At 69.0% G+C, this 21,221-nt stretch carries 20 protein-coding genes and 2 pseudogenes; 7 read left to right on the top strand and 15 right to left on the bottom strand.

Translation table 11 applies throughout. The features are described from left to right. Positions 1-244: 244 nt before the first annotated feature. A complete protein-coding gene (locus tag ACZ7IB_RS43880) occupies positions 245-1,243 on the top strand; it encodes an iron-containing redox enzyme family protein (RefSeq protein ID WP_470920605.1) in 999 nt (332 codons plus the stop codon). Here the strand turns inward: ACZ7IB_RS43880 and ACZ7IB_RS43875 are convergent. From ACZ7IB_RS43875 to ACZ7IB_RS43855, 5 genes are all read right to left on the bottom strand, one after another. Beyond that, on the bottom strand, positions 1,223-1,408 hold the full coding sequence (locus tag ACZ7IB_RS43875) for a CDGSH iron-sulfur domain-containing protein (RefSeq protein ID WP_266749766.1): 186 nt from the start codon (positions 1,406-1,408) through the stop codon (positions 1,223-1,225). The two genes, ACZ7IB_RS43880 and ACZ7IB_RS43875, sit on opposite strands and share 21 nt — an antisense overlap. Before the next feature lie 58 nt (positions 1,409-1,466). Further along, the gene (locus ACZ7IB_RS43870; protein WP_266749764.1) at positions 1,467-2,129 is read right to left on the bottom strand and encodes a HemK2/MTQ2 family protein methyltransferase; all 663 of its coding nucleotides are present in this window, start codon (positions 2,127-2,129) and stop codon (positions 1,467-1,469) included. Between the two features lie 15 nt (positions 2,130-2,144). Next, on the bottom strand, positions 2,145-3,110 hold the full coding sequence (locus tag ACZ7IB_RS43865) for an LLM class F420-dependent oxidoreductase (RefSeq protein ID WP_470920593.1): 966 nt from the start codon (positions 3,108-3,110) through the stop codon (positions 2,145-2,147). 79 nt (positions 3,111-3,189) lie between these two features. Beyond that, on the bottom strand, positions 3,190-3,465 hold the full coding sequence (locus ACZ7IB_RS43860; RefSeq protein WP_266749760.1) for a DUF5133 domain-containing protein: 276 nt from the start codon (positions 3,463-3,465) through the stop codon (positions 3,190-3,192). A 311-nt stretch (positions 3,466-3,776) separates the two neighbouring features. After that, a complete protein-coding gene (locus ACZ7IB_RS43855; RefSeq protein WP_266749759.1) occupies positions 3,777-3,950 on the bottom strand; it encodes a CsbD family protein in 174 nt (57 codons plus the stop codon). A gap of 1,318 nt (positions 3,951-5,268) precedes the next feature. On the opposite strand from ACZ7IB_RS43855, the pseudogene ACZ7IB_RS43850 reads away from it, so the two are divergent. Continuing rightward, positions 5,269-5,932, top strand: a pseudogene (locus tag ACZ7IB_RS43850) (HAD-IC family P-type ATPase); the annotation flags it as partial. Positions 5,933-6,161: 229 nt separating this feature from the next. Here ACZ7IB_RS43850 and ACZ7IB_RS43845 read toward each other — a convergent pair. Further along, positions 6,162-6,467: a helix-turn-helix domain-containing protein gene (locus tag ACZ7IB_RS43845; protein WP_470920591.1), complete on the bottom strand. Its 306-nt coding sequence runs from the start codon at positions 6,465-6,467 to the stop codon at positions 6,162-6,164. Positions 6,468-6,531: 64 nt separating this feature from the next. Between ACZ7IB_RS43845 and map the strand changes: the two genes are divergently transcribed. Continuing rightward, positions 6,532-7,314 (top strand): type I methionyl aminopeptidase, encoded by a 783-nt coding sequence (gene map / locus ACZ7IB_RS43840; RefSeq protein WP_470920590.1) that lies wholly within the window; start codon positions 6,532-6,534, stop codon positions 7,312-7,314. 60 nt (positions 7,315-7,374) lie between these two features. Here map and ACZ7IB_RS43835 read toward each other — a convergent pair. After that, a pseudogene (locus ACZ7IB_RS43835) lies at positions 7,375-7,506 on the bottom strand (GNAT family N-acetyltransferase); the annotation flags it as partial. A gap of 431 nt (positions 7,507-7,937) precedes the next feature. Here ACZ7IB_RS43835 and ACZ7IB_RS43830 point away from each other — a divergent pair. After that, positions 7,938-8,432: a DUF4265 domain-containing protein gene (locus ACZ7IB_RS43830; RefSeq protein WP_470920588.1), complete on the top strand. Its 495-nt coding sequence runs from the start codon at positions 7,938-7,940 to the stop codon at positions 8,430-8,432. Here ACZ7IB_RS43830 and ACZ7IB_RS43825 read toward each other — a convergent pair. After that, the gene (locus tag ACZ7IB_RS43825; protein ID WP_470920586.1) at positions 8,419-11,661 is read right to left on the bottom strand and encodes an AfsR/SARP family transcriptional regulator; all 3,243 of its coding nucleotides are present in this window, start codon (positions 11,659-11,661) and stop codon (positions 8,419-8,421) included. The genes ACZ7IB_RS43830 and ACZ7IB_RS43825 overlap by 14 nt on opposite strands. A gap of 257 nt (positions 11,662-11,918) precedes the next feature. Between ACZ7IB_RS43825 and ACZ7IB_RS43820 the strand changes: the two genes are divergently transcribed. Continuing rightward, on the top strand, positions 11,919-12,515 hold the full coding sequence (locus ACZ7IB_RS43820; protein ID WP_470920584.1) for an NADPH-dependent FMN reductase: 597 nt from the start codon (positions 11,919-11,921) through the stop codon (positions 12,513-12,515). 69 nt (positions 12,516-12,584) lie between these two features. After that, complete coding sequence (locus ACZ7IB_RS43815; protein WP_470920582.1) at positions 12,585-14,174, top strand: MFS transporter; 1,590 nt, start codon at positions 12,585-12,587, stop codon at positions 14,172-14,174. Positions 14,175-15,040: 866 nt separating this feature from the next. Here ACZ7IB_RS43815 and ACZ7IB_RS43810 read toward each other — a convergent pair. From ACZ7IB_RS43810 to ACZ7IB_RS43790, 5 genes are all read right to left on the bottom strand, one after another. Beyond that, positions 15,041-15,511 carry a helix-turn-helix domain-containing protein gene (locus tag ACZ7IB_RS43810; protein WP_470920580.1) on the bottom strand — a complete coding sequence of 157 codons (471 nt, stop codon included), beginning with the start codon at positions 15,509-15,511 and terminating at the stop codon, positions 15,041-15,043. Between the two features lie 328 nt (positions 15,512-15,839). Further along, on the bottom strand, positions 15,840-16,943 hold the full coding sequence (locus ACZ7IB_RS43805) for a serine hydrolase domain-containing protein (protein ID WP_470920579.1): 1,104 nt from the start codon (positions 16,941-16,943) through the stop codon (positions 15,840-15,842). A 254-nt stretch (positions 16,944-17,197) separates the two neighbouring features. Continuing rightward, positions 17,198-17,389 (bottom strand): hypothetical protein, encoded by a 192-nt coding sequence (locus ACZ7IB_RS43800; RefSeq protein WP_470920578.1) that lies wholly within the window; start codon positions 17,387-17,389, stop codon positions 17,198-17,200. Positions 17,390-17,641: 252 nt separating this feature from the next. Further along, positions 17,642-18,601 (bottom strand): reverse transcriptase domain-containing protein, encoded by a 960-nt coding sequence (locus ACZ7IB_RS43795; protein WP_470920576.1) that lies wholly within the window; start codon positions 18,599-18,601, stop codon positions 17,642-17,644. Continuing rightward, positions 18,601-18,786 (bottom strand): hypothetical protein, encoded by a 186-nt coding sequence (locus ACZ7IB_RS43790; RefSeq protein WP_470920574.1) that lies wholly within the window; start codon positions 18,784-18,786, stop codon positions 18,601-18,603. The genes ACZ7IB_RS43795 and ACZ7IB_RS43790 overlap by 1 nt, the downstream gene beginning before the upstream one ends. Before the next feature lie 738 nt (positions 18,787-19,524). On the opposite strand from ACZ7IB_RS43790, the gene ACZ7IB_RS43785 reads away from it, so the two are divergent. Then, on the top strand, positions 19,525-19,896 hold the full coding sequence (locus ACZ7IB_RS43785; RefSeq protein WP_470920572.1) for a VOC family protein: 372 nt from the start codon (positions 19,525-19,527) through the stop codon (positions 19,894-19,896). A 174-nt stretch (positions 19,897-20,070) separates the two neighbouring features. Here ACZ7IB_RS43785 and ACZ7IB_RS43780 read toward each other — a convergent pair whose 3' ends face one another. Together ACZ7IB_RS43780 and ACZ7IB_RS43775 are read right to left on the bottom strand one after the other, a co-directional pair. After that, positions 20,071-20,616 carry a hypothetical protein gene (locus ACZ7IB_RS43780; protein WP_470920570.1) on the bottom strand — a complete coding sequence of 182 codons (546 nt, stop codon included), beginning with the start codon at positions 20,614-20,616 and terminating at the stop codon, positions 20,071-20,073. Continuing rightward, a complete protein-coding gene (locus ACZ7IB_RS43775; protein ID WP_470920568.1) occupies positions 20,613-21,122 on the bottom strand; it encodes a MerR family transcriptional regulator in 510 nt (169 codons plus the stop codon). The genes ACZ7IB_RS43780 and ACZ7IB_RS43775 overlap by 4 nt, the downstream gene beginning before the upstream one ends. Between the last annotated feature and the right edge of the window lie 99 nt (positions 21,123-21,221).

Below are 21,221 nucleotides of genomic sequence, written 5' to 3'. Positions count from 1 at the left end.
GCCGTTAAAATGTGCCTGGTGAACGTCTCCGTAATAACTGACCGCCCGTTCCTCCAAACGCCGACGGGTACGGGAAATCACACGACCGCCAGAGTCTTCGTTGTGGGCTACTCCGAGTCCAAAGCCCTGGCGAAGCTCTCCGCCCTACTCGATACGGAAATCCTGGTTGTGAGCGAGCCTGATTCCGATGTGGACGAGACGGAACGCGGAGCTGGGAGCCTCGTCGCAAGGGCGATGGAGACGAATACCAAGGAAGGGAAGCACCGTGCAGCTCCCGGAATCCCGGGGCGAGGTGTCTGCCGCCCTGATCGAGGCGCTCGGCCGGGAACCGGGTCGGCGCAGGCTGCCGGACACGTCCCTGGTGGCGGGTGGCGACCCGTACGGCGACGACCTCCAGCTCGCCCTGTACGTCTGCTATGAGTTGCACTACCGCGGCTTCGACGGTGTGGACGGTGCCTGGGAGTGGGATCCGGAACTGCTCAGGGTGCGTGCCGAGCTGGAGCGGGAGTTCTTGGCGGTTCTGCGCGCTGACGTGCCGGTGGCTAAGGATGTCGGCAGCGCGCTGGACGAACTCGTTCTGGAGCCGGTGGACGCCGATGGCGTGTCGTACTTCCTGCGGGACGAGGGCGAGCTGTGGCATCTGCGCGAGTACGCCGCCCACCGCTCGCTTTACCACCTCAAGGAGGCCGATCCGCACGTGTGGGTGCTCCCGCGCCTGACGGGCCGGGCCAAGGCAGGAATGGCCACTGTGGAGTACGACGAATTCGGTACGGGACGAGCGGAACAGGTCCACGCGCAGTTGTTCGCCAATCTGATGGCGGACCTCCAGTTGGACACCTCGTACGGGCGCTACCTCGACGCTGGCTCGCGGCAGATGCTCGCGACCGTCAACCTCATGTCGCTCTTTGGACTCCACCGCTCACACCGTGGTGCGCTGGTCGGTCACTTCGCCTCAGTGGAGATCACCTCATCACCGGGGTCCAGGCGCCTCGCTGAGGCGTTGGAGCGAGTCGGTGCCGGGTCTGCGGCGGTCCACTTCTATGCGGAGCATGTGGAGGCCGACGCCGTGCATGAGCAACTCATGCGGCATGAGGTCGTCGCCGGTCTGCTCCAGGAGGAGCCGGATCTGGCACCAGACGTCACTTTCGGTATCGCGGCCACCGGATGGTTGGAGGACCGGTTCGGGGAGCAGTTGCTCGGCGCCTGGCGGCACGGCGAGTCATCACTCCGTGTGCCGCTCTGAGACCGGCGATGGGGCTTTCTTCGGCTTCTTCCGGCCACGGTGGCTCGTGTCGCACCAAGGGAAGATGCGGCTCCGCCGGCAGGTACACAGTGCGACAACCGGACGGTCCGAGCGGGCAAGGGTGCCGTCCTCCTGGACCACTTCAACGGGCCCTTCCACGAGCATGGGTCCGCCCGGCTCCTGCATGACGCGCCGTGCAGCTGCCCGAGGTGTGGTCTCCGGTTCAGTACGGCTGTTCTGCACGGATCACCACCAGTTCCTCTTTCTCCTGGCCGGGCTCGATCAGGCCCTGCATCTCCAGCCAGTCGGCCCGTTCGCGCAGGACAGGCCCGAAGGGAACGAGCCGGCGGTCGGTCACGGTGACGTCCAGTCCGGCTTCAGCCAGCCGCGCTACGGTGATCGCTGGGCCGCTCAGCGCGGAGTGGACCGCGAGCAGCACGCCCCCCGGGCGCAGCAGAGCGGGGACCTTCGCGCAGAGCCGGTCGATCACCGCCCGGCCGTCGATCCCCGCCTCCCAGGCGCGAGCAGTACCGTGACGGGGCATGCGGATGTTCGCGGACGGTACGTACGGCGGGTTCGCCAGCACCAGGTCGAATCTCAGGCCGGTCACGGGCTCCGTCAGGTCGCCGCGGCTGGCCCGGATGGCCCGCGTGTGCCCGGACAGCAGCGCGTTCAGTCGTGTTGTGAGCACCGCCGCGGCCGACGTGTCGATGGCGATCACGTGGGCAGCGCCGTGGCGGGCGGCGGCGATCGCCACCGCGCCGGTACCGGTACCCACGTCGAGTGCCTCCGCTCCGGGTGACAGACGTTCGCGCCGCAGAGCGGATATCAGCATGGCTGTGTCTTCCTGTGGCGCGTAGACACCCGGAGGCTGGAGAAACTTCACTGCCGCGACCTGCTCTCAGAGATCGTGAAGGGCGGGCAGCAGGGCCTTCTCCGCCCAGTCGAGGAAGGGCCGCTGATGGTCACCTCCGACCTGGACCAGGGCGACCTCCGTGAAGCCCGCCTCGGCGTAGGGACGCACTGCCTCGACAAAGGTGCCGAGGTCGTCACCGCACGGGATGGAATCCGCGATGTCGTCCGGGCGTACGAACTGGGAGGCCCCGGCGAATCCGGCCGGCCCGGGCAGTTCTGCGTTGGCCTTCCAGCTGCCGACCGACCAGCGGAACTGGTCGTGCGCCCGTGCGACCGCCGCATCGCGGTCTGTGTCGTAGCAGACGGGCAGCTGGCCGACCCGCGGCTTTCCCATACCGCCGTGCCGGTCGAAAGCGCCCAGCAGGTCGCTCTTGGGCTCGGTGGCAATGACGAGATCGCCGAGCCGGCCGGCGATCTCGCACGATCGCTCCCCCGACACCGCGATCCCGATCTCAGGCAGCTCGTCCGGCAGGTCCCAGAGCTTGGCATTCTCCACGTCGAAATGTGTGCCGTGATGGCTCACATCACGGCCACCGAAGAGCGCTCGAATCACTTCCACGGCCTCTTCCAGCATCTCCAAACGAACGTGGGCGGCGGGCCAGCCAGCGCCCACCACATGCTCGTTGAGGTTCTCGCCGGAGCCGAGACCGAGTCGGAACCGCCCCTGGGAGAGCAGCTGCATCGTCGCGGCCTTCTGAGCGACCACCGCAGGGTGGTATCGCACGGTCGGGCATGTCACGTACGTCATCAACGGGATCCTCGACGTGGCCTGTGCGGCCGCGCCGAGCACGCTCCATGCGTACGGGGCGTGCCCCTGGGAGTCCAGCCACGGAAAGAAGTGGTCCGAAGTGACGGAGAAGTCGAAGCCGGCGCGTTCGGCGCCCACCGCGTGCTCGACGAGCTCACGCGGACCGGCCTGCTCGGTCATCATCGTGTATCCGACCAGCACCATGGAACACTCCTTGCCGAGCCTTCGGCTCCGAACACGAGCTGTCCGGCTCCGGGGCACACGGGTCATCTGACGAGGCCGCTCACCTCGGGCCCGAGAAAACACGAGACTGTTTTCCGCCGTCCCGCGTCATCACATCGGCAGCCGGCACCACCGATCGGGCCCACCCGAGGTAGAACTCGGCTTCTGTAATCGCATCACGGGTGGTGCGCTGCCCCATGAGCACACACAAGGTGTACGCGACATCCTCAAGGTGCCGGCGGCTAGCCAGATCGTGCGGCTCTGCCAGGACGACGACCTCCCACGCGCGATAGCGCCGCAGCAGCGAATCGACCAGGGACTTGTCCGGGAGCAACATCGCGGCTCCTTAGGCTGAGTGGCGGCGCACGCGCGTGAGGGCGACAACACCACTCCGCGCAAGTAGGTAACCCCGAGTCGATGCGGCGGCGCTTGCCTCAACGGGAGGAAGGATGAACACCGGGGGCAATCAGCCTCGGCGACCCGGCGTTGCAATCACCCGGCGCTCGCATTCGCCGAACGTCAGCGAACTTTCACCGAGCAACGAAACCTGACGCCTGGTGCCAGCCGCGCGGCCGACACCAGGCCGGGCCCCGGCGGCCGTGAAACCCGGATGCGGTCGCCCCGGGTTCGCGGCCCACAACGCAGGTCCTACTGTCCGGACTTCTTCAGCCGCTCAGCCGCCTTTGCCGCGGTCTCCTGGGCCTTGCCCGTCATTTGCTCGCCACGGCCCTCTGCCTGCATGCCCTTGTCGTCCATGGCATCGCCGACGGTTTCCTTCAGCTTGCCCTTGACCTGCTTGGCCTTCGCCTTTGCCTTACCCATGACGATTCCGTCCTTCACTGTCGGGGGCTGACGTATCCACCTTGCGTCGATCACTCTGAGGCCGCAATCGGTGAGGTGTCGCGCTCACGAGCAACCGGAAAGAAGGGCCGCGGGAGCGACACTCTCCGGTCAGTCGGGCGGCTCGGAGACCGGGCGGGAACCGGGACCCGGCGCCGGGGACGGCTCCGCGTCCGGCTGGGGCTCGGGTTCGCCGGGACCTGGTTCGGACGGCGACTGCGGGTCGTGTGGCACCGGATCCGGCCGACTGGGGACTGGCCCGGGACCCTCGGGGGAAGGTTCTGTGGTCATTGTTCTCGTCCTTTCTCGCGTCGCTGCTTCGCACCACCCCAGCGGACCAACCGTAAGTTGAGCGAGGTCGCTCGAAAACGGTCCGTGGCAACGGGGCAGGGTCCTGGCGCCGTAGTCGGCATCGCACGCGGGGATAGAGACCGTCAGCAAAGGAACTGGGCAGCCATCTGAAAATCGGACACGAGGCCCTCACTTGGCCACGACGGTGCGCCCCTCGCCCGCAGCGCGGCCGAGGGATGCACCGTGGCAAGAACACCGGTGATGCTCCTGGCTGCTCGCCCCTTCGTCCTGCACGGTGGCGGGGATGCCCCAGTGCGGCAGCGAGAGCAGGGCGCCGCGCTTTGAAGGAGCTGCGCATCAACGACTGCATGCGTCGGTCTTCGTCACGGGCGTCGAACGCGTCCTCCCCCCACCATGCTTCCACCGTGCCCCGAATTTCGCCCGGTGCGCTGACTGTGTCCGCTCAAGCTGCCGTCGGCAATCGCTACGGCGAACGCATCTGGAAGCGTCGTCGCCGTTGGCCGCGGTCACCACTCCGTACCGAGCGGCGGGTTCGCCTCCCGCCGCATCCGGGTCGGTGACCCCAGCGTGCAGGAGATCGCCCAGGGCGGCCGATGCCTCCACCGGCAACCAACGATGGGCTTGCGGTGCCGCACGCGTCGCGGACGAACCTCCGGACCGGATCGTCGGTGAAACGCCTCCGTCGAACAGCACCACCGCGTCGTACAGGACAGCGGCGACCATAGCAGCGCGTGGTCGACCTGAATGCTGTCTCCCTGACTGGTGCTGACCGTACCGTCCTGCGAAACGGTCCGTCTCCCCGGTTGCTCTCGAAGCTCAAGGCGGGAGACGGCGTCGGAGTGTCGGCCGTGTCTGGCCTCGGTACTGAGTGCGGACAGCGTTCTCTCCGAAGCCTCTTATGCCTGCTCAGCGCATGGGCGGAGGAACAACACAGTGGCGGCTGCGGCCTACTCCGCACTGTGCTCGGTGAGCTGGCCGGAGGCAGGAGATCTCCTCCACAGGCGGTACCCCGCTTGTGGTGGCGGTCCACCACTCCGGTGAGCCCGCCCGGGTCCTGGAGGTCGCCCAGCTGAAGGACGTGGTCAAGCACGGGATCAGAGAGCGGTTCGAGGACTTGCGCCTCATGGGCATCAAAACCGTCATGGTCACGGGTGACAACCCCCTGATGGCCCGGGCCATCGCGCAGGAGGCGGGGTCGACGACTTCCTCGCCGAGGCCACGCCCGAGGATGAGATGGCCCTCATCAGGCGGGAGCAGGTCGGTGGCAAGCTGATCGCGATGACCGGCGACGCGCCCGCCCTGGCCCAGGCCGATGTGGGCGTGGCCATGAACACCGGAACCTCGGCCGCCAAGGAGGCCGGGAACATGGTCGACCTGGACTCCAACCCCACCAAACTGATCGAGATCGTCGAGATCGGCAAGCAGCTGCTCATCACCCGCGGCGCGCTGACCACCTTCTCCATCGCCAACGATGTCGCGAAATACTTCGCGATCATCCCGGCCATGTTCGCCTCGGTCTACCGGGCCTGCAGCACCTCAACATCATGGCCCTGCACAGCCCCACCTCGGCGATCATCTTCAACGCGCTGATCATCGTGGGCCTGATTCCACTGGCCCTGCGCGGCGTGCGCTACAAGCCATCCCGGTGCGATGCCGTCGCCGTCGCCGACACCAGCCACCACACGGTCCGGCGCCCCCGCCGCGCCGCCGACCGCTACCGGCGCTGTGGTGCGCAGCAGCGACAGCACCTCCTGAACGTCGCGGCGCAGGTCTTCGAGCCCGCCGTGTGCACCCAGCCCGTACCCGCCTTCACCCGACGACCCCGCACTTACTGCACCACTTGGTGCGCCCGCCGCGCCCGCTGCCCCTCTGAGCGCGGCCCTACGAAACCAGCGATGCATGCCGTGCGGCAGACAGCACCGACTGATCCTCGATGGTGCGCTCCGGCTGGCTGATCTCGGCCCAGACCGCGTCGAGAGACAGGCCCAGGGTGTCGGCGATCGCTGCGATGGTCGGGAAGGCGGGGGTGGCCACACGGCCGGATTCGATCTTCCGAAGAGTCTCCGGCGAAATGTGCGAAGCGAGTGCCACGTCGAGCATCGAGCGGCAGCCCCGGGCTCGGCGGAGCACGGCGCCGAGGCGCTGTCCGCGTTCTACCTCGGCGAGGGTGAGCGGCAACCTGACCATGCCCCCATTCTAATACCGGTACAGTTAGACCGGGATAGTTATTGGACGTACGTGAGAGGCCCCCATGATTGAGATCCTGAACTCCGCGCAGCTTGAGCGGGCGAGGGGCACCGGCACCCTGGTCGGAGACATCCTGCACACGCTGAAGCAGCGCAGCACGGTCGGGACGAACCTGCTGGACATCGACCAGTGGGCCAAGGAGATGATCACCGAGGCAGGAGCGCAGTCCTGCTACGTCGACTACGCGCCTTCCTTCGGGCGCGGCCCGTTCGGTCACTACATCTGCACGGCCGTCAACGACGGCGTGCTCCACGGGCGGCCCCACAACTACACGCTGGCCGACGGGGACCTGCTGACCCTCGACCTGGCCGTCGCCAGGGGCAGGGTGGCCGCGGACGCCGCGATCAGCTTCCTGGTGGGCAAGGCCAGGCCCGCGGAGAGCGTCGCGATGATCGAGACGACCGAACGGGCGCTCGCCGCCGGCATCGCCGCCGCAAAGCCGGGGGCACGCATCGGCGACCTCTCCCACGCCATCGGCACGGTCCTCAGTGAGGCGGGCTACCCGATCAACACCGAGTTCGGAGGCCATGGCATCGGCTCGACCATGCACCAGGACCCGCACGTCGCGAACACCGGACGGCCCGGCCGCGGATACAAGCTGCGCCCCGGCCTGCTGCTCGCCCTGGAGCCCTGGGTCATGGCCAACACCGCCACGCTCGTCACCGACGCCGACGGCTGGACGCTGCGCAGCGCAACGGGCTGCCGGACCGCACACAGCGAGCACACCATCGCCATCACCGACGACGGAGTCGAAATCCTCACCCTGCCCTCGCAGGCACGGCCGTAAGAGAGCCCACCCCGCTGCCCCTACGGCACGCAGAGGACGGGCTCCTTGCTCGCGCGTGGGTTACTGCTCTGGCCGGAGGCCCAGCATGCAGAACACCTTGTCGAAGCGGAGCGTGCCGACGGCGACGAAGGCGGGCAGGCGGCCGTACTCGCGGAAGCCCAGCGACTCGTAGAGGCGCAGTGCCCTGGAATTCGCCTCCCCCGCGAGCACCACACAGCGCGCCCGCAGCCTCGGCCTTGCCCCGGATGCGCGCTGCCCTCGGGCAGCGCGCATCCGGGGCAAGATCATGATCACGGTCGCTTAGCTAGGGATCGTCAGGGCACCGGGACAGGGAAACGCCCAATAAACAGAGCCGGTTGCCCCCACGACCCCGACAAGACCCGCCAAGGAGGGTCCTGGGGCTGGTCACCCGGACGAGCCGCCGGGCGCGGTGCCCTGACAACTTGCTCCGTCAAATTGCCGAACACGTTCGTGCCCACCACCACAGGCGGAACCCGTCACGGCCGCCTGCCGCCCCGTATCCGTTCGGACAAGATCCCAGCGCAGGCCCAAGCCACCCGCCGCAAGAGTGCCTGCCGCATAGGCCCAGAATGAGGGCGGCACAACGGATTGGGAGAGGACGCATGCGGACATCAGTCGCGGACTTCACGGGGACCGTCATCCAACACGACAACCCTGTGGACCGGGCCGAACGCAACTACATCTGCCACGCGGTCCTCGAGGAAGAGCCGGAGTCGCGGGAGCAGCCGTGGACCGAGCTCGACGCTGGCGAGCCCCGGCTCCGTCCCCCTGCCCGGGCGGCCCGCCTGGCCTGCCTACCGTTCTTCACCTACGGACTGTGTCGCGGCGACGTCATCGCGGTCGACGGCGACGGCTTCGTGGTCGGAGTCTTGGAGAAGTCGGGTCACCGCCTGCTGCGCGCCGCGTTCGTGCGCGACCACCCACTCCTGGAGCGGACCCACGCCGACGTCCACGACAAACCCGTACCCCGCCCAGGCGGACCCGCCCCGCAGGCCGAGGCGTACGCACCCGACTCCGGCGGCAGGACAGGAGCACCCCGGGCACGGGAAAACGAGTTTTTGTTCGACGCCACTGTGCACGTCATCAGCAACTCGTGAACGGCCGTTCGGTGTCCCGGGCTGCCAGGTCGTGGGCCTCGTCGGGGGCGAGCGTGGTGCCGTGTGCGTAGGCGGTGGTGAAGGCGTCGACGCCGAGGGCGGTACGGGCGGCGGCTGTGATGCGGTCGACGTCGTCGTGTTCGGCCGGCGGCAACGGGGCCCCCGTGCCGCGCCGGGCGGTGTCGGCGGCGCCGAGGAGCACCGTGGCGGCGTGGGGGCGGCCGGCGAGGGTGTGGCCGCCGGCGAGGCCTTCGAGCGCGAGGGCGAGTGCGCGGGGGTCCCGGCCGGCCCGGGCGGAGGCGTAGCCGGCTTCATGGGTGGCGAGAGCCGTACCGGCGTCGCCCCGGTGTTCGGCGATGAAGCCGAGTTCGGCCAGGACGAGGGCGTTGGCGTCGGCCAGGCCGACGCACCGGTGCCAGTCGAGGACGACGCGCAGGTGTGCTTCGGCGTCGTCGAGCCGGCCTTGGCGGCGGGCGCCGAGGCCCAGGCCGAGTTCGGCGTTGATCTCGCCGGATCGAAAGCCCTGGTCGGCGGCCAGCCGTCGGGAGCGTTCGTGGAGTTCGTCGGCGCGGGTGTGGTCGCGGTCGAGCAGGGCGAGCCGGCCGAGGCCGGAGAGCAGGTCGGAGGCGTGCGTCCACAGTCCGAAGTCCTCGGCGGTGCGCAGTCCGTCGCGGATGAGGCGGGCGGCGTGCTCGTAGTCGCCGGCGATCTCGGCGGCGGCGGCCAGCGGGGGAACGGTACGCAATCGGCCCCAGCGGTCCCCGAGTTCGCGGAACAGGGCGGCGCTGTGTTCACCGTCGCGCCGGGCCGCGACCAGGTCGCCGTGGAAGATCACCTGGTACGCGCGGTCGCTCAGGGCGGCGGCTGTGTCCCACGGGTCGTCGTGGACGCGGAAGGTGGCGAGGGCCCGGTCGGTCAGGTCGATGCTGGTGAACACGTCGCCGGTGGCGCACAGGGCGTGGCCGAGGAACCAGAGGGCCCGACTGCGGCCGATCGGGTCGTCGACGTGGTCGTATCGGCTCAGGGCGGCGTGGATCAGCGTGGGCCGGTCGGTGCTTTCGCCGGCGAGGATGGTGACGCCCGCGTACCACCCGCCGATCCTGGCACGGACGATGGCTCGGCCGGGTGTGGGGCTCGGGTCGGGGATGGACAGGGCGGCGTCGAGGCATCGTCGCGCCTCGCCGAGTCGGCCGCGCAGTACCCGGTACCACGTGGTGGCGTCGGCCAGGCGCAGCGCGAGGTCGGTCGCGTGCTGCCGAACGGCCGTGTCGAGCGCGGTGCGCAGGTTGGCGGCGTCGGCGTCGAGACGTTCGAGCCATGCGCGTTGCTCGTGGCCGCGCAGGTGGGGTTCGGCGCGTTCGGCCAGGTATGTGTAGTGGTACAGGTGGCGTAGGCGGACCGGTTCGGTCTCGCCTGCGGCGCGCAGGCGTTCGTGGCAGTAGACGGCGACGGATTCCAGGAGCCGGTACCGGGGGCCGTGCGGGGTGTCGGCCGCCACGACCAGCGAGCGTTCGACGAGGCGGGCCAGGATGTCGAGGACGGTCGTCTCGGGGATGGTGTCGTCGGCGCAGACGGCTTCGGCGGCTTCGAGGGTACAGCCGTCGGTGTGCACCGCGAGGCGGCGCAGGACGGCGCGTTCGGGGTCGTCCAGGAGTTCCCAGCTCCAGTCGATCATTGCGCGCAGGGTCTGTTGTCTGGGCGGTGCGCCCCGGTGTCCGGCGGTCAGCACGCGGAAGCGGTCGTCGAGGCGGGCGAGCAGAGTGTGCACGCCGAGAGTGCGCACCCGGGTCGCGGCGAGTTCGAGCGCGAGGGGGATGCCGTCGAGGCGGCGGCAGATCGCGGCGACGGCGTCGGTGTTGTGCGCCTCGAGCGTGAATCCGGGTGCGGTGGCGGCGGCTCGGGCGGCGAACAGGCGGACGGCTTGGTCGGGTTCCAGGGGCGGGACGGTCCACAGGGTTTCGCCGGCGAGGCCGAGGGGTTCCTGACTCGTGGCGAGGACGCGCAGGTCGGGGGCGGCGCGCAGGAGGGTGTCGGCGAGGTGGGCGACGGGTGCGACGACGTGTTCGCAGTTGTTGAGGAGCAGGAGCAGGTGCTTGCCGCGCAGGGCCGTGGTGAGCCGGCGGACGGCGGTGGTGTGTTCGCTGTCGGGGATCGGGCCCCAGCTGCCGTCGTCGCGGATGTCGAGTGCGGCGGCGACGGCTTCGGCGAGTGATTCGGTGGCGGTTTCCGGCGGGTCGGCGGTCTGTCCGGCGAGTTCGACCAGCCAGGCGCCGTCCTTGAAGGCGTCCACGAGCCCGGTCGCGGTTTCGGTGGCGAGGCGGGTCTTGCCGACGCCGCCGGGGCCGGTGAGGGTGACCAGGCGGCGTTCGTCCAAGAGGGCGCGGACCTCGGTGACGGCTTCGGCGCGGCCGACCAGGTCGGTGAGGGGCGTGGGCAGGTTGCTGCGGGGGCGCGGGGTGGCGATGGGCGGCGCGTCGAGGTGGGGGTCCTGGGTGAGGATCGCGCGGTGGAGGGCGACGAGTTCCGGACCCGGGTCCAGGCCGAGTTCGTCGGCGAGGCGTTCGCGTAGTTCGGCGTAGCTCGCGAGGGCGTCGGTGGGGCGGCCGGCGCGGTACAGGGCGCGCAACTGGGCGACGCGCAGGCGTTCGCGCAGCGGGTATCGCGCCACGAGGTCGGCGAGTTCGCCGACGAGCAGGCTGTGTTCGCCCAGGGCGAGGCGGGCTTCGGCGTGTGCTTCGAGGGCGGTCAGGCGTTGTTCGTCGAGGCGGTTGATCGCGGCCGGGGCGAAGGGTTCGTCGGCGAAGTCGGCGTACGCGGGGCCGCGCCACAGCGCGAGAGCTTCGGCGAGCAGACCGGCGCGGGCACGCGGGTCCTCGGTGGCGTGGGCGCGCGTGGTCAGCGCGGTGAAGCGCTCGGCATCGACCGTGGCGCCGCCGGTGGTGAGGTCGACGGCGTAGCCCGGAGGGCGGGAGACGATCAGTTCGCGGGTGCCGGGCTCGGCGTCGTCGAGGGCCCGGCGCAGTTGGGAGACCTTGGCCTGGAGTGAGCGGGTGGGATTGCCGGGGAGGTCGCGGCCCCACAAATCGTCCACGAGGCGGTCGGTGGAGACCGGTCGGCCGTCGGCGACGAGGAGCGCGGCGAGCAGCGCGCGGACCTTGAGTTCGGGGACGCGTACGGGCCTGCCGTTCGTCGTTCGGATCTCCAGCGGACCGAGCACCCCAAATCGCATGGCGCCACCGTAACTCAGCTGACGAGCGGATATTGCGGGGCACGGGGGAGTACCGAGGCGTGGCGGGGTGTGACGGCGGGGCGCTTCGGATGCCGGCACGAGATCGTCCGAACGATCCCCGAGCCGTCCCCGAACCGCTCCCGAGCCGTTCCCGAACAGGTCGTCCACACAGTGGGACACGTCGACGGGGCGCGTCGACGGGGGCCGGGTCCCCGGACGCCGTCGGCGCCGTGGTCGGCTGCGAAGGGTGGTGATGTGTGGTGTCCGAAGATGAGCGGCTTGGGGTCGCGGTCGTCATCGGGACGGTGCGCGAGGGGCGGTTCGGGCCGACCGTGGCGGAGTGGTTCGCGGGGCGGGCGCGTCAGCGGTTCGATGTGGAGGTCGACGTCCTGGATCTGGCCTGTGCGCGATTGCCGGGGGTGGCGGGCGCGGCCGGTCGTCGACCACAGGCGGTACAGGATTTGGCGCCGTGGCTGGCGGCGGCCGACGCCTTCTTGGTGGTGTCGCCGGGCCGGGAGGCGCAATTCCCGGCGGCGTTGGAGTCGGCGATCGGCTGGTGCCCCGACGAGTGGGCGGCCAAGCCGGTGGGGTTCGTCTCGTACGGCGATGCCGCAGATTGCGGAAGCCGCGCTGTGGACCGGTTGCGGGCGGTGTTCGCGGCGTTGGACGCGGTTCCGGTGTCGGAGGCGGTCTGCTTCACGGACTGCCGGCATCGGTCCGGGCCGGACGGGCGGCCTGTGGATCCCGACGGGGGCGACCGGGACGCGGCGGCGCTCCTCGACCGGCTCGTGTGGTGGGGCCGAGCTCTGCGAGCGGCCCGCGCGGAGTGTCCACCGCCGAGCAACTGCACTTAACTACACGCAACTTCGCATATCAATATGTATCCCAATGCACCTACACATATTCTCGATAGGGGATTTGTCATGTCTTCCGACACGTTGCGGGCCAGCCCGAGGCAGTGGTTCGGGTTGGTCCTATTGCTGCTTCCCACGGTGCTGATGACCGCCGACCTGGGCGTGCTGTGGTTGGCGACGCCGTATCTGAGCGCGGATCTCGACCCGTCGAGTGGCCAATTGCTGTGGACCACGGACATCTACGGGTTCATGACCGCAGGTACCCTGGTCGTCATGGGCACGCTGGGCGACCGGATCGGGCGGCGCAAGCTGTTGATGTTCGGTGCGGTGGGGTTCACGGCGGCGTCACTGCTCGCGGCCTACGCCGCCAACCCCGAGATGCTGATCGGCGCGCGTGCCGTGTTGGGTGTGGCCGGCGCGGCGATCCTGCCCTCGACGCTGTCCCTGATCAGCCACATGTTCGCCGATGCGCGGCAGCGCGGCACGGCGATCGCGATGTGGGTGACGGCGATCTCGGTCGGTATCGGCCTCGGGCCGGTGATCGGCGGGGTGCTGTTGGCGAGCTTCTGGTGGGGTTCGGTCTTCCTGATCGGGATTCCGATCATGGTCTTGGTGTTCGTGGCGGCACCGTTCCTGTTGCCGGAGTACCGCGACCCGAACGCCGGCAGCCTGGATCCGGCCAGCGTCGTACTGTTCCTGCTCGGCGTACTGCCGATCGTGTACGGAATGAAGCGGCTGGCCGTGCACGGCCTCGAACCGCAGGTGTTCGTGGCCGTGCTGGTCGGGGTGCTGTTCGCGGTGCTGTTCGTACGTCGGCAGGGCCGGTTGGTCGACCCGCTGTTGGACCTGCGACTGTTCCGGAGTCGCACGTTCACCGCGGCACTGGTCGTGCTCGTGCTGGGGATGATGGCGCTCAACGGCGTCGAGTACCTGGTTCCGCAGTACCTCCAGATGGTCGCGGGCCTGACGCCGCTCGAAGCCGGAGTCTGGTTGCTGCCCTCGGCGGTCGGGCTCATCGTGGGTTCGCAGCTGACGCCGGTGCTCATCCGGCGGATACGACCGGCGTTCGTGATCGCCGGCGGAACGTTGATCTCGGCGGTCGGCCTGGCGATGTCGATGCTCGTGGCCGCCGACGACTCCGGCGTAGTGCTCGCGTCGGTGGGACTGACGGTGACGATGTTCGGCGTCGCGCCGATCTCGGTACTGGGTACGCACCTCGCGGTCGGGTCGGCCACACCGGAGAAGGCCGGTTCGGCGGCGGCGACCGGGCAGACCGCGTACGACCTGGGCCTCGCGGCGGGGATCGCGGTGACGGGCAGCGTGGCGGTGGCGGTGTACCGGGACCGGTTGTCCGGTTCGTTGCCCACGGGCCTGTCGGCGGAATCGACCAACGCCGCCCGCGACTCGCTCGGCGGCGCGGTGGCCGAGTCCGATCGGCTACCGAAGGCGCCCGGCGACGTACTGCTCGGGGCCGCCCGAGACGCGTTTACCAGCGGCTTCCACGTCGCGGCGGGAATCGGTGTGGGCATCGCGATCACGCTCACGCTCCTCGTCGCCGCGATGCTGCGGCACATCCCCGCGAGCGACGCCGAGCCCGAGACACCCCCGGTCACGGAAGTGCCCGGGCCTCGGCCCGAGACCCCGGTCCGAGCCGGGTAGGCGGGTGAGTTCCTCGGGGCCCTCGCGTTCGGTGAGCCAGGTCTCCAGGACGGTCAGGTTGGCCACCGTGAGCATGACGGCGAGGAGGAGCGCCTGGGCGATCTGCCCGGGGGCGGGCCGGTGCTTGGGATTGCCGATGTCGAGACGCCCGCTCTTGAAGCGGCCGTTCGCCCCCTCGTTGTGGCTACGGATGGGCCGGTACGTGTTGATCCATTCCCTGTGCAGGTAGTGGACGTCCTGGCGGTACTTGGCTACGCGCCAGTCGGCTGCCTCGGCGCCGGCGGGCACGGTGATCGAGCCCGCGCAGCACACCTTGGGCAGCATGTCCTCGGGCGGCGTCGTGAAGAGTTCGGCTTCGGGGACGGGGATGGTGGGGCGTGCCGCCGCGTGGGGGGTCCGGACCCGGGGTGCGCTGAGATCGACGACTCGGGCGGGCATCGCGGCGGGGGTGCGAGGCCACAGCCTGTCGCGGCGGGCGCAGTTGACCGCCGGCGACGGGCCGGAGGCCGGGCACTGGAGGCGGATTGCTCCACGGGCATCGGGACCCTGTTTGAGTTTGAAGTGGTACGGCTCGCGGGCCTCGATCTTCTCGGTGAGTTCGTCGCTGGGGGCGCGGACGGCGTCGTCGGTGGCACCGGTGGTGGCGTGGATCAGCGGGGCGGGGGTGAGCGGGCACAACAGCGATCCGTCGACGAGCGGGGCTCCCTGCCAGCTGCCCTGTCGTCCGCGTTCCTTGACCTTGTAGTCCAGGGCGAGCCGGTAGCCGATCCGCCGGGCGGGGGTCTGGAAGGAGGCCGGGGTGCAGTTGGTGTAGGCGCGGTCGGCGGCCAGGATGCCGGTGGGCAGGCCGAGTCCGGGCAGTGGGGTCAGGACGTTGATGGGCCCACGTACTCATCCTCGCCCAGCGCGACGCCGTCGAACGTGCGGGCGTAGAGGTCCAGCACCCGCTGGGCCCTCGGCCGGAACAGCGGGTCGGTGATGAAGATCCAGGACCGGTACTGCCACGGCTTGAGCGCGTCGGCCCGAAGCCAGCGGCGGATGGTGGAGGCGGACACGAAGGTCGCGATGCCGCGCTCGGTGGCCTCCCGGGCCAGTTCGGGGGCCGACCAGCGCGCCAGTGGCACGCCGCCCTCGGCGGGCAACTGGCAGGCCAGCGCGGTCACCTGAGCCCGCTGCAGCAGCGTGAAGGCGCTCGGGCGTCCTGAGCGGCCGCGGTCTGCCAACCCGGCCAGCCGCTGCTCGGCGAACCGGCCCCGCCACATCCGCACGGTGTCCAGGTGCACCCCGACCTGCCGGGCGATGCGCGCGTTGGCCCAGCCGCGTACGGCCAGCAGCACGATCTGCGCGCACCCGCGCCCGGTACTCGCTTCGGTGGCCCCAGGCCACCTTCTTCAACCGCTTGTGTTCGGCAGCGGTCACGGAGATCGAGCGGGCAGCGGCAACGGGCATGGCAGACAGGCCGATCGCGAGAAGTGGATCAAGACAGCGACAGGCTGCCGTATCCACGACGGCCACGGCGAACCGTCCATCCACCGGACACGACATCCAGATTGGGCAGGATGGCCGTCATGCCCACACCCCCGAGTCCACCAAGACCTCACTGGCCCAGAGGCTGACCGGCCGTGCCCGCACCGCCTGGCCGCAGCCGGGCCCGACCGGAAAGTCTCAGCTGGTGGCGACCTTCGCGACCAGCTCACTGATCTGGTTGACCGCGGCGGAAGGACCGGGGAAGAACCGATTCTTGGTCAGCGCGAATGAAATGCCGGTCGCGGTGTCGGCATACGCCGCACTGCCTCCCATGCCGGGCATGCCGAAAGCGCTCAGCGTCTCCTGCGGGTTGGCCCCGGGCCGGCCGAGGTTGTAGCCCAGCGCGCGCGGTATCGGGAAACCGACCATTTGGTCGACATCGGCCGTGGCCAGGGCCGTGACCGCACGCAGCCGCTCGTCCGAGACCAGCCGGACACCGTCCACCTCACCAAGCAGCGCGGCGTACATCTTGGCCGCCGCGCGGGCGGACATCGTGCCACCCGAGGGAATGTCCGAAGTGAGCACCACGGGGCTGTTGCCGTACTTGACGCTGGGGGTCACGGCGGGCGGCGTGGCCTTGAGCATCGGCATGTCGGCAGGCACCGCTGCCATCATCGCGGCGGTACCGGGCGCCTCCTCGAGTCGGGCGAGCCGGCCGAGCTCGGACTCCGGGACGCCGAAGAACAGCTCGTCGGCAATGCCCAACGGAGCCGCCACCTCCTGCCTGAGTGCTTGCGAGATCGGCTTGCCGGTGGCCCGGCGGACGATTTCTCCCATCACGAAGCCCCAGGTCATCGCGTGGTAGCCGGTCTTGGTCCCGGGCTCCCACCAGGGCTCAGAGCCGGCGATCAGGGCACACATCCTGTCCCAATCAGCCAGGTCCTGCACGGTGAGATCGGACGGCACTGCCGGGACGCCGATGGAGTGGGTCAGCGCGTGGCGGATGGTCGCCTTGTTCTTGCCGTGGGCACCGAACTCAGGCCAGAGCTCCACGATCGGCGTGTCATAGTCAAGGGCGCCGCGGTCTGCGAGGACGTGCACCACCGTCGCAGTCACACCCTTGCCGGTGGAGGCGCTGTAGAACGGGATGTCCGAGGCGACCGGACGGCCGCTGTCCGGATCGGCGACGCCCGCCACCGCGTCCACCACCAGCTCACCGTGCTGGTACACCGCGACCTGGATACCCAGCTCGGCGCCCGACTCCACCAGCTGATCAATGGCCTGTTGCACAAGCTTCTGCATGATGTTCCTTCTCGATCTTTGGCTGCGGCGCTTGTGGGCACCGTTCACCCGAGAGTCGCTACCAACGGTGAGATCTCGACATCTGCACAGCACTACTCGGCGCTGCCCGACCACCAGCTGGCCAAGCTCGGGATGATCTGGGACGAGAACCCGAACGAATGGGCGCATGCGCCCGCCCATTCGCGGCCCGCACCGGCCACCCGGCCATCTCCACCGCACGGCGGGCCCGGCGGCGTCAGCATTGGCCGGACGCTTCAATCCGGTCGCCGGGCGGCCACTCTGCTGGCCCGGGATTCGAGGTAGCGGTGCTCGGCGATGTTGGCGGTGGACTTCGCGGCGCGCCGGTAGTGCTCGTACGCCCCGGCCGTGTCGCCGGTCTTCTCCAGCAGATGCGCCCGCACAGACAGCAGCCGGTGATGCCCGGCCACCCGCTCGTCGCCGTCCAAGGCGGACAGCAGGCGGCTTCGCCAGCAGCCCCGAAGACGCCCTCGACTGTGCCTGCCAGCTCTACCTCACCGCCCCCGGCATCGGAGCAGGCACCACCCACGACATCGGCTCCGGAGTCAACCCCCGAGGGACTTCCGGAGCCGACCACTTAGTAGGGTCGGGGACTGGCGCGGTGGCAGATGCTCCGTTTCCAGTCCCCGCCGCTTCAAACCGTGCATGCAGTTCTCCCGCACACGGCTTTCCGACATCGTTCACCGACTGGCATGCGCCGTCGCCCAGCCTACGTTTCCGGTGAGGCGGTAGACCCCGAGCCGGGTGATCCATCCGTATGTATATCGGGTGGCCCAGTTCCGGCCCGCTTGGCCGTGTTTCCGGCTGGTGAAAATCGCCAGCCGTTCGTGGACGTATCCGTCGATCACGTTGAACTTCCGTCCCGAGTTCCCGTTACGGAAGTACGCTGCCCAGCCCCGTAGGACCGGGTTTAGATCGGCGACCACGGCGGACACCGGCCTCTCGGTCTTCGAGATCGCGGTTGCAGCACGGACTTTCTCCCGCAGCACTCGCATCGCTCTGACCGAGGGCCAGCGACGCAGGTAGAACCTGCCCCGCCATTTCCACGATTCCGCTTTCCGGTGGTGGAAGCCGAGGAAATCGAAGCCCTGTCCGCCCCGAGTGAGACAGACAATGCTGGTCTTCTCCGGATGCAAACGCATCCCGAGCTGTCCCAGCACCCTCGCCGCCAATTCCCGGGCCTGCTCGGCCCGGTGCTCGGTCGGTGACAGAACCACGAAATCGTCGCAGTACCTCACCAACACTCCCAGCCGGCGGCCCTCGACCTGCCACGCCTCATCGAGGACATGCAGCGCGATATTCGCCAAGAGCGGGGAAATCGGTGAGCCCTGCGGGGTTCCCGCCCCGGTCAGGGAGGTCACCCCGCCCTCCAGAACGCCCATCCTCAGCCAAGCCCGGATCAGCTTCAGGAACGGCCGATCCACCACATGTCGGGCCACCTGGGCCATCAACGCGTCGTGGTCGATCGTCCCGAAGCAGTCCCGGATATCGGCCTCGAACACCCACTCCCGCCGCTGGTTCGCCGCGACGCGCACGGCTTCACACGCGTCGATCGCGGACCTTTTGGGCCGGAATCCGTAGCTCGACTCGGTGAATTGGGCCTCGAAGACCGGTTCCAGGACCAGTTTCGCGGCCGTCATCACCACCCGGTCCGCACGGTGGGAATCGACAGCGGCCGGAACTCCCCCGGCCGCCCCGGCTTGGGAATCCGGACCCGCCGCAGCACCGACGGACGATACGTATACGTCCGCAGCCGCTCGGCCAGATCCTGGAGGAATGCATCCACCCCCGAGGCCGCCACCGCGTCGACAGTCAAGCCGTCCACGCCCGGGGCTCCTCGGTTCGCACACACACCGGCCCATGCCCGCCGAAGAACGTCCATGCGGTGGACATGGCTATACAGGGCGTGAAACCGGCGTTCGGGTTCTTGCTTGGCACAGCGGTAAAGCGTCCGCTGCAAGGCCCGGACCTTGTCCAAAGGACGGCCGCCCAGTCCCGCGGCGCCTTCCTCCCGGCGGATGGAACTAGCCGAAACAGCACTCATCCGGGTCCCTCCCTGATCGCGGATCGCATCGATGAAGCAGGGGCCCTTCGCTCCCGGCGGGTTGTGTTGTCCCACCGATCACCACTACTACGACCCCCTCCGACTGCCTCTCGACAGCCCGCCATTTCCCGGTTCTGCCGGTTATAGGCAGGTCACGCTTCCCGGGCCGCAAACCCGGGGCCGAGGAGGCCCTCTCCAGTTCCCAGGACAGCCCTCCGACCATTCCACGCCCCTTACGCCGGGAGGTTCTTCAGCGACCGCTCCAGGTCCAAGATCGCTTTCCGTGGCCTTCGCCAAACAAGCACAGGCTCGGCTCCTCCTTGGCCCGCCCACGGGCGGGGGTTAAATGACGACGCTGCAGGCTTCACTTCATGTTGCGGACTGTGGGCAGGGCGAGGTTCTGACCTGCGGTGCCTACGGTTGAGTGGGACAGGTCGGCGGCCGATGTCCCGCTCAACCGTAGGCAGCCGTCTCTAGGATGTTCATCGCGGAAGTCCACTGGTCGGCCCCGGAGGTGTCATGCCCCTGCATATGAAGTTGAGTGCGATAATACTCGACTGCCCTGATCCGTTGGTTCTGGCGGCGTTCTATCAGCAGGCCACCGGCCTCGAACCCCATCCGAAGTCGGACGCCGACTTCGCCGCTCTCAACCGTGAGGACGGACTCTTCATCGGTTTCCAACGGGTCGACGACTACCAGGCTCCGCGCTGGCCTGGCCAAATCGTTCCTCAGCAGCTGCACCTTTGCTTCGACGTTGTGGATCTGGACGAGGCCGAGGCCCGGCTGCTGGAGCTGGGTGCGGGGAAGCCGGATCACCAGCCTCATGAGACCGCCAGGGCGCGGGTTCTCACTGATCCAGCTGGTCATCCCTTCTGCATCTGCCGAGGCTGACTGGGGGGTTCAGGAGAGCTTCGATCTGTCTGGCTGTGGCCGTGATGGTTGTGCGGGCCCCGGCCGTACATGCCTACAGAAGATCGGGACTGCCTACAGATCGCAGAGACAGGACATCTCCGGCCAGCCTGACGATCTCAACCGTGCTGCTTCCCGCGACATAGCTGGGGACGTTCATCCGTACGCGGCTGGGGAGCTTAGGTCGTACGCCGACAGGTGCAGCAGTTGGGAGATCACACGCACGCCGCCCGGCAGATCGTCTCTGATCAGCACGTCGAGGCGGTCGGAGTGGTGGACGTAACCGCCGTGCTCGCCTTGTACCGAGGTGCTGCCACCGGTCTCGGCCCGCCCCAGGCAGGCTGCCTGAAGCGTGCCGGAGAGCTCTCCGGCGAATTCCTGCGCGAAGCGCCACGGGCGCCCGGCGGCGGGCAGAGTGAGGGACAGCTGCCATGAACTGCTGCCGGCCAGAGGGCTGACGCCGGACCAGGCGGCTATCAGTTCGCCCTGCTCCAGCCCCGCCAGGGTCTCCACGGCCCAGGCCGCCTCCGCCAAAGCGACCGGCTGGGACAGCGCACGAAGCAGCGCGGTGCGGTCGAAGCCTGCCCGGGACAGCGCGGATGCGAGAGAGCTGAGGTGCTGGTGGCCGTCCGGCCCTGTGCATGGTCGGGCCTCTGGGGAAGGCCGGTCACGAGTTACCGGATTCCAGGGAGAGACGCTCATGCGAGGCGAGCGCGGTGCGAACGACGCGGTGCCGGATACTCGACCACCGCTTCGTGGCGAAGGCCTGGCATGTGTGCTTCGTCAGGTGAGAGGGACGGGCCGTGGCATTGCTGGACGGCGGCGTCGCCTTGGCCGACAAGGTCCTCATACACCCCGACCTTGAACCTGATCAGGTCCAGGGACTCGGTGAGCCTGCCGATCTGGGCGGTGACCTGCTCCTGGTGCTCGCGCATGAGCGCGAGCCGTTCCGCCGCGTTGCCTGCGCCTTCTCTGACGAGGTCGGCGTATCGGCGCAGCACGGTCAGGGGCATGCCGGAAGCGCGGAGAATGATGCAGACGGTCAGCCAGTCCACGTCGTCCTGGCAGTAGACGCGGCGCCCGCCGGGCCCGCGGCCCACGGCGTTGGCGAAGAGGCCCTCCTGCTCGTAGAAGCGCAGCGCGTGAACGCTCAAACCGGTGCGCTCGGCGACCTGTCCGATGCTCAGACTTTCGGGGACCTCGACCATGCGGCTCAGAGCCTGTCGGGTGGCCGGTTGATTACGCCACGATGAGGTCTTCGGTGGTCTTGGTTCGCGCGGTCTCGCGGTGGGATTCATGGCTCCACC

Source organism: Streptomyces sp. NPDC037301 (genome assembly GCF_055602785.1).
The sequence above is the reverse complement of the archived record's forward strand: the minus strand, read 5'-3'. Positions and strand labels throughout refer to the sequence as shown.

Bases quoted from the DNA above. Each gene is read 5' to 3' on its own strand.
- ACZ7IB_RS43805 (WP_470920579.1), bottom strand. From the start codon at position 16,943: ATGCAGAAGCTTGTGCAACAGGCCATTGATCAGCTGGTGGAGTCGGGC.
- ACZ7IB_RS43860 (WP_266749760.1), bottom strand. From the start codon at position 3,465: ATGTTGCTCCCGGACAAGTCCCTGGTCGATTCGCTGCTGCGGCGCTAT.
- ACZ7IB_RS43875 (WP_266749766.1), bottom strand. From the start codon at position 1,408: ATGCTCGTGGAAGGGCCCGTTGAAGTGGTCCAGGAGGACGGCACCCTT.
- ACZ7IB_RS43865 (WP_470920593.1), bottom strand. From the start codon at position 3,110: ATGGTGCTGGTCGGATACACGATGATGACCGAGCAGGCCGGTCCGCGT.
- ACZ7IB_RS43825 (WP_470920586.1), bottom strand. From the start codon at position 11,661: ATGCGATTTGGGGTGCTCGGTCCGCTGGAGATCCGAACGACGAACGGC.
- ACZ7IB_RS43815 (WP_470920582.1), top strand. From the start codon at position 12,585: ATGTCTTCCGACACGTTGCGGGCCAGCCCGAGGCAGTGGTTCGGGTTG.
- ACZ7IB_RS43775 (WP_470920568.1), bottom strand. From the start codon at position 21,122: ATGGTCGAGGTCCCCGAAAGTCTGAGCATCGGACAGGTCGCCGAGCGC.
- ACZ7IB_RS43785 (WP_470920572.1), top strand. From the start codon at position 19,525: ATGCCCCTGCATATGAAGTTGAGTGCGATAATACTCGACTGCCCTGAT.
- ACZ7IB_RS43795 (WP_470920576.1), bottom strand. From the start codon at position 18,601: ATGACGGCCGCGAAACTGGTCCTGGAACCGGTCTTCGAGGCCCAATTC.
- ACZ7IB_RS43855 (WP_266749759.1), bottom strand. From the start codon at position 3,950: ATGGGTAAGGCAAAGGCGAAGGCCAAGCAGGTCAAGGGCAAGCTGAAG.
- ACZ7IB_RS43845 (WP_470920591.1), bottom strand. From the start codon at position 6,467: ATGGTCAGGTTGCCGCTCACCCTCGCCGAGGTAGAACGCGGACAGCGC.
- ACZ7IB_RS43830 (WP_470920588.1), top strand. From the start codon at position 7,938: ATGCGGACATCAGTCGCGGACTTCACGGGGACCGTCATCCAACACGAC.
- map (WP_470920590.1), top strand. From the start codon at position 6,532: ATGATTGAGATCCTGAACTCCGCGCAGCTTGAGCGGGCGAGGGGCACC.
- ACZ7IB_RS43780 (WP_470920570.1), bottom strand. From the start codon at position 20,616: ATGAGCGTCTCTCCCTGGAATCCGGTAACTCGTGACCGGCCTTCCCCA.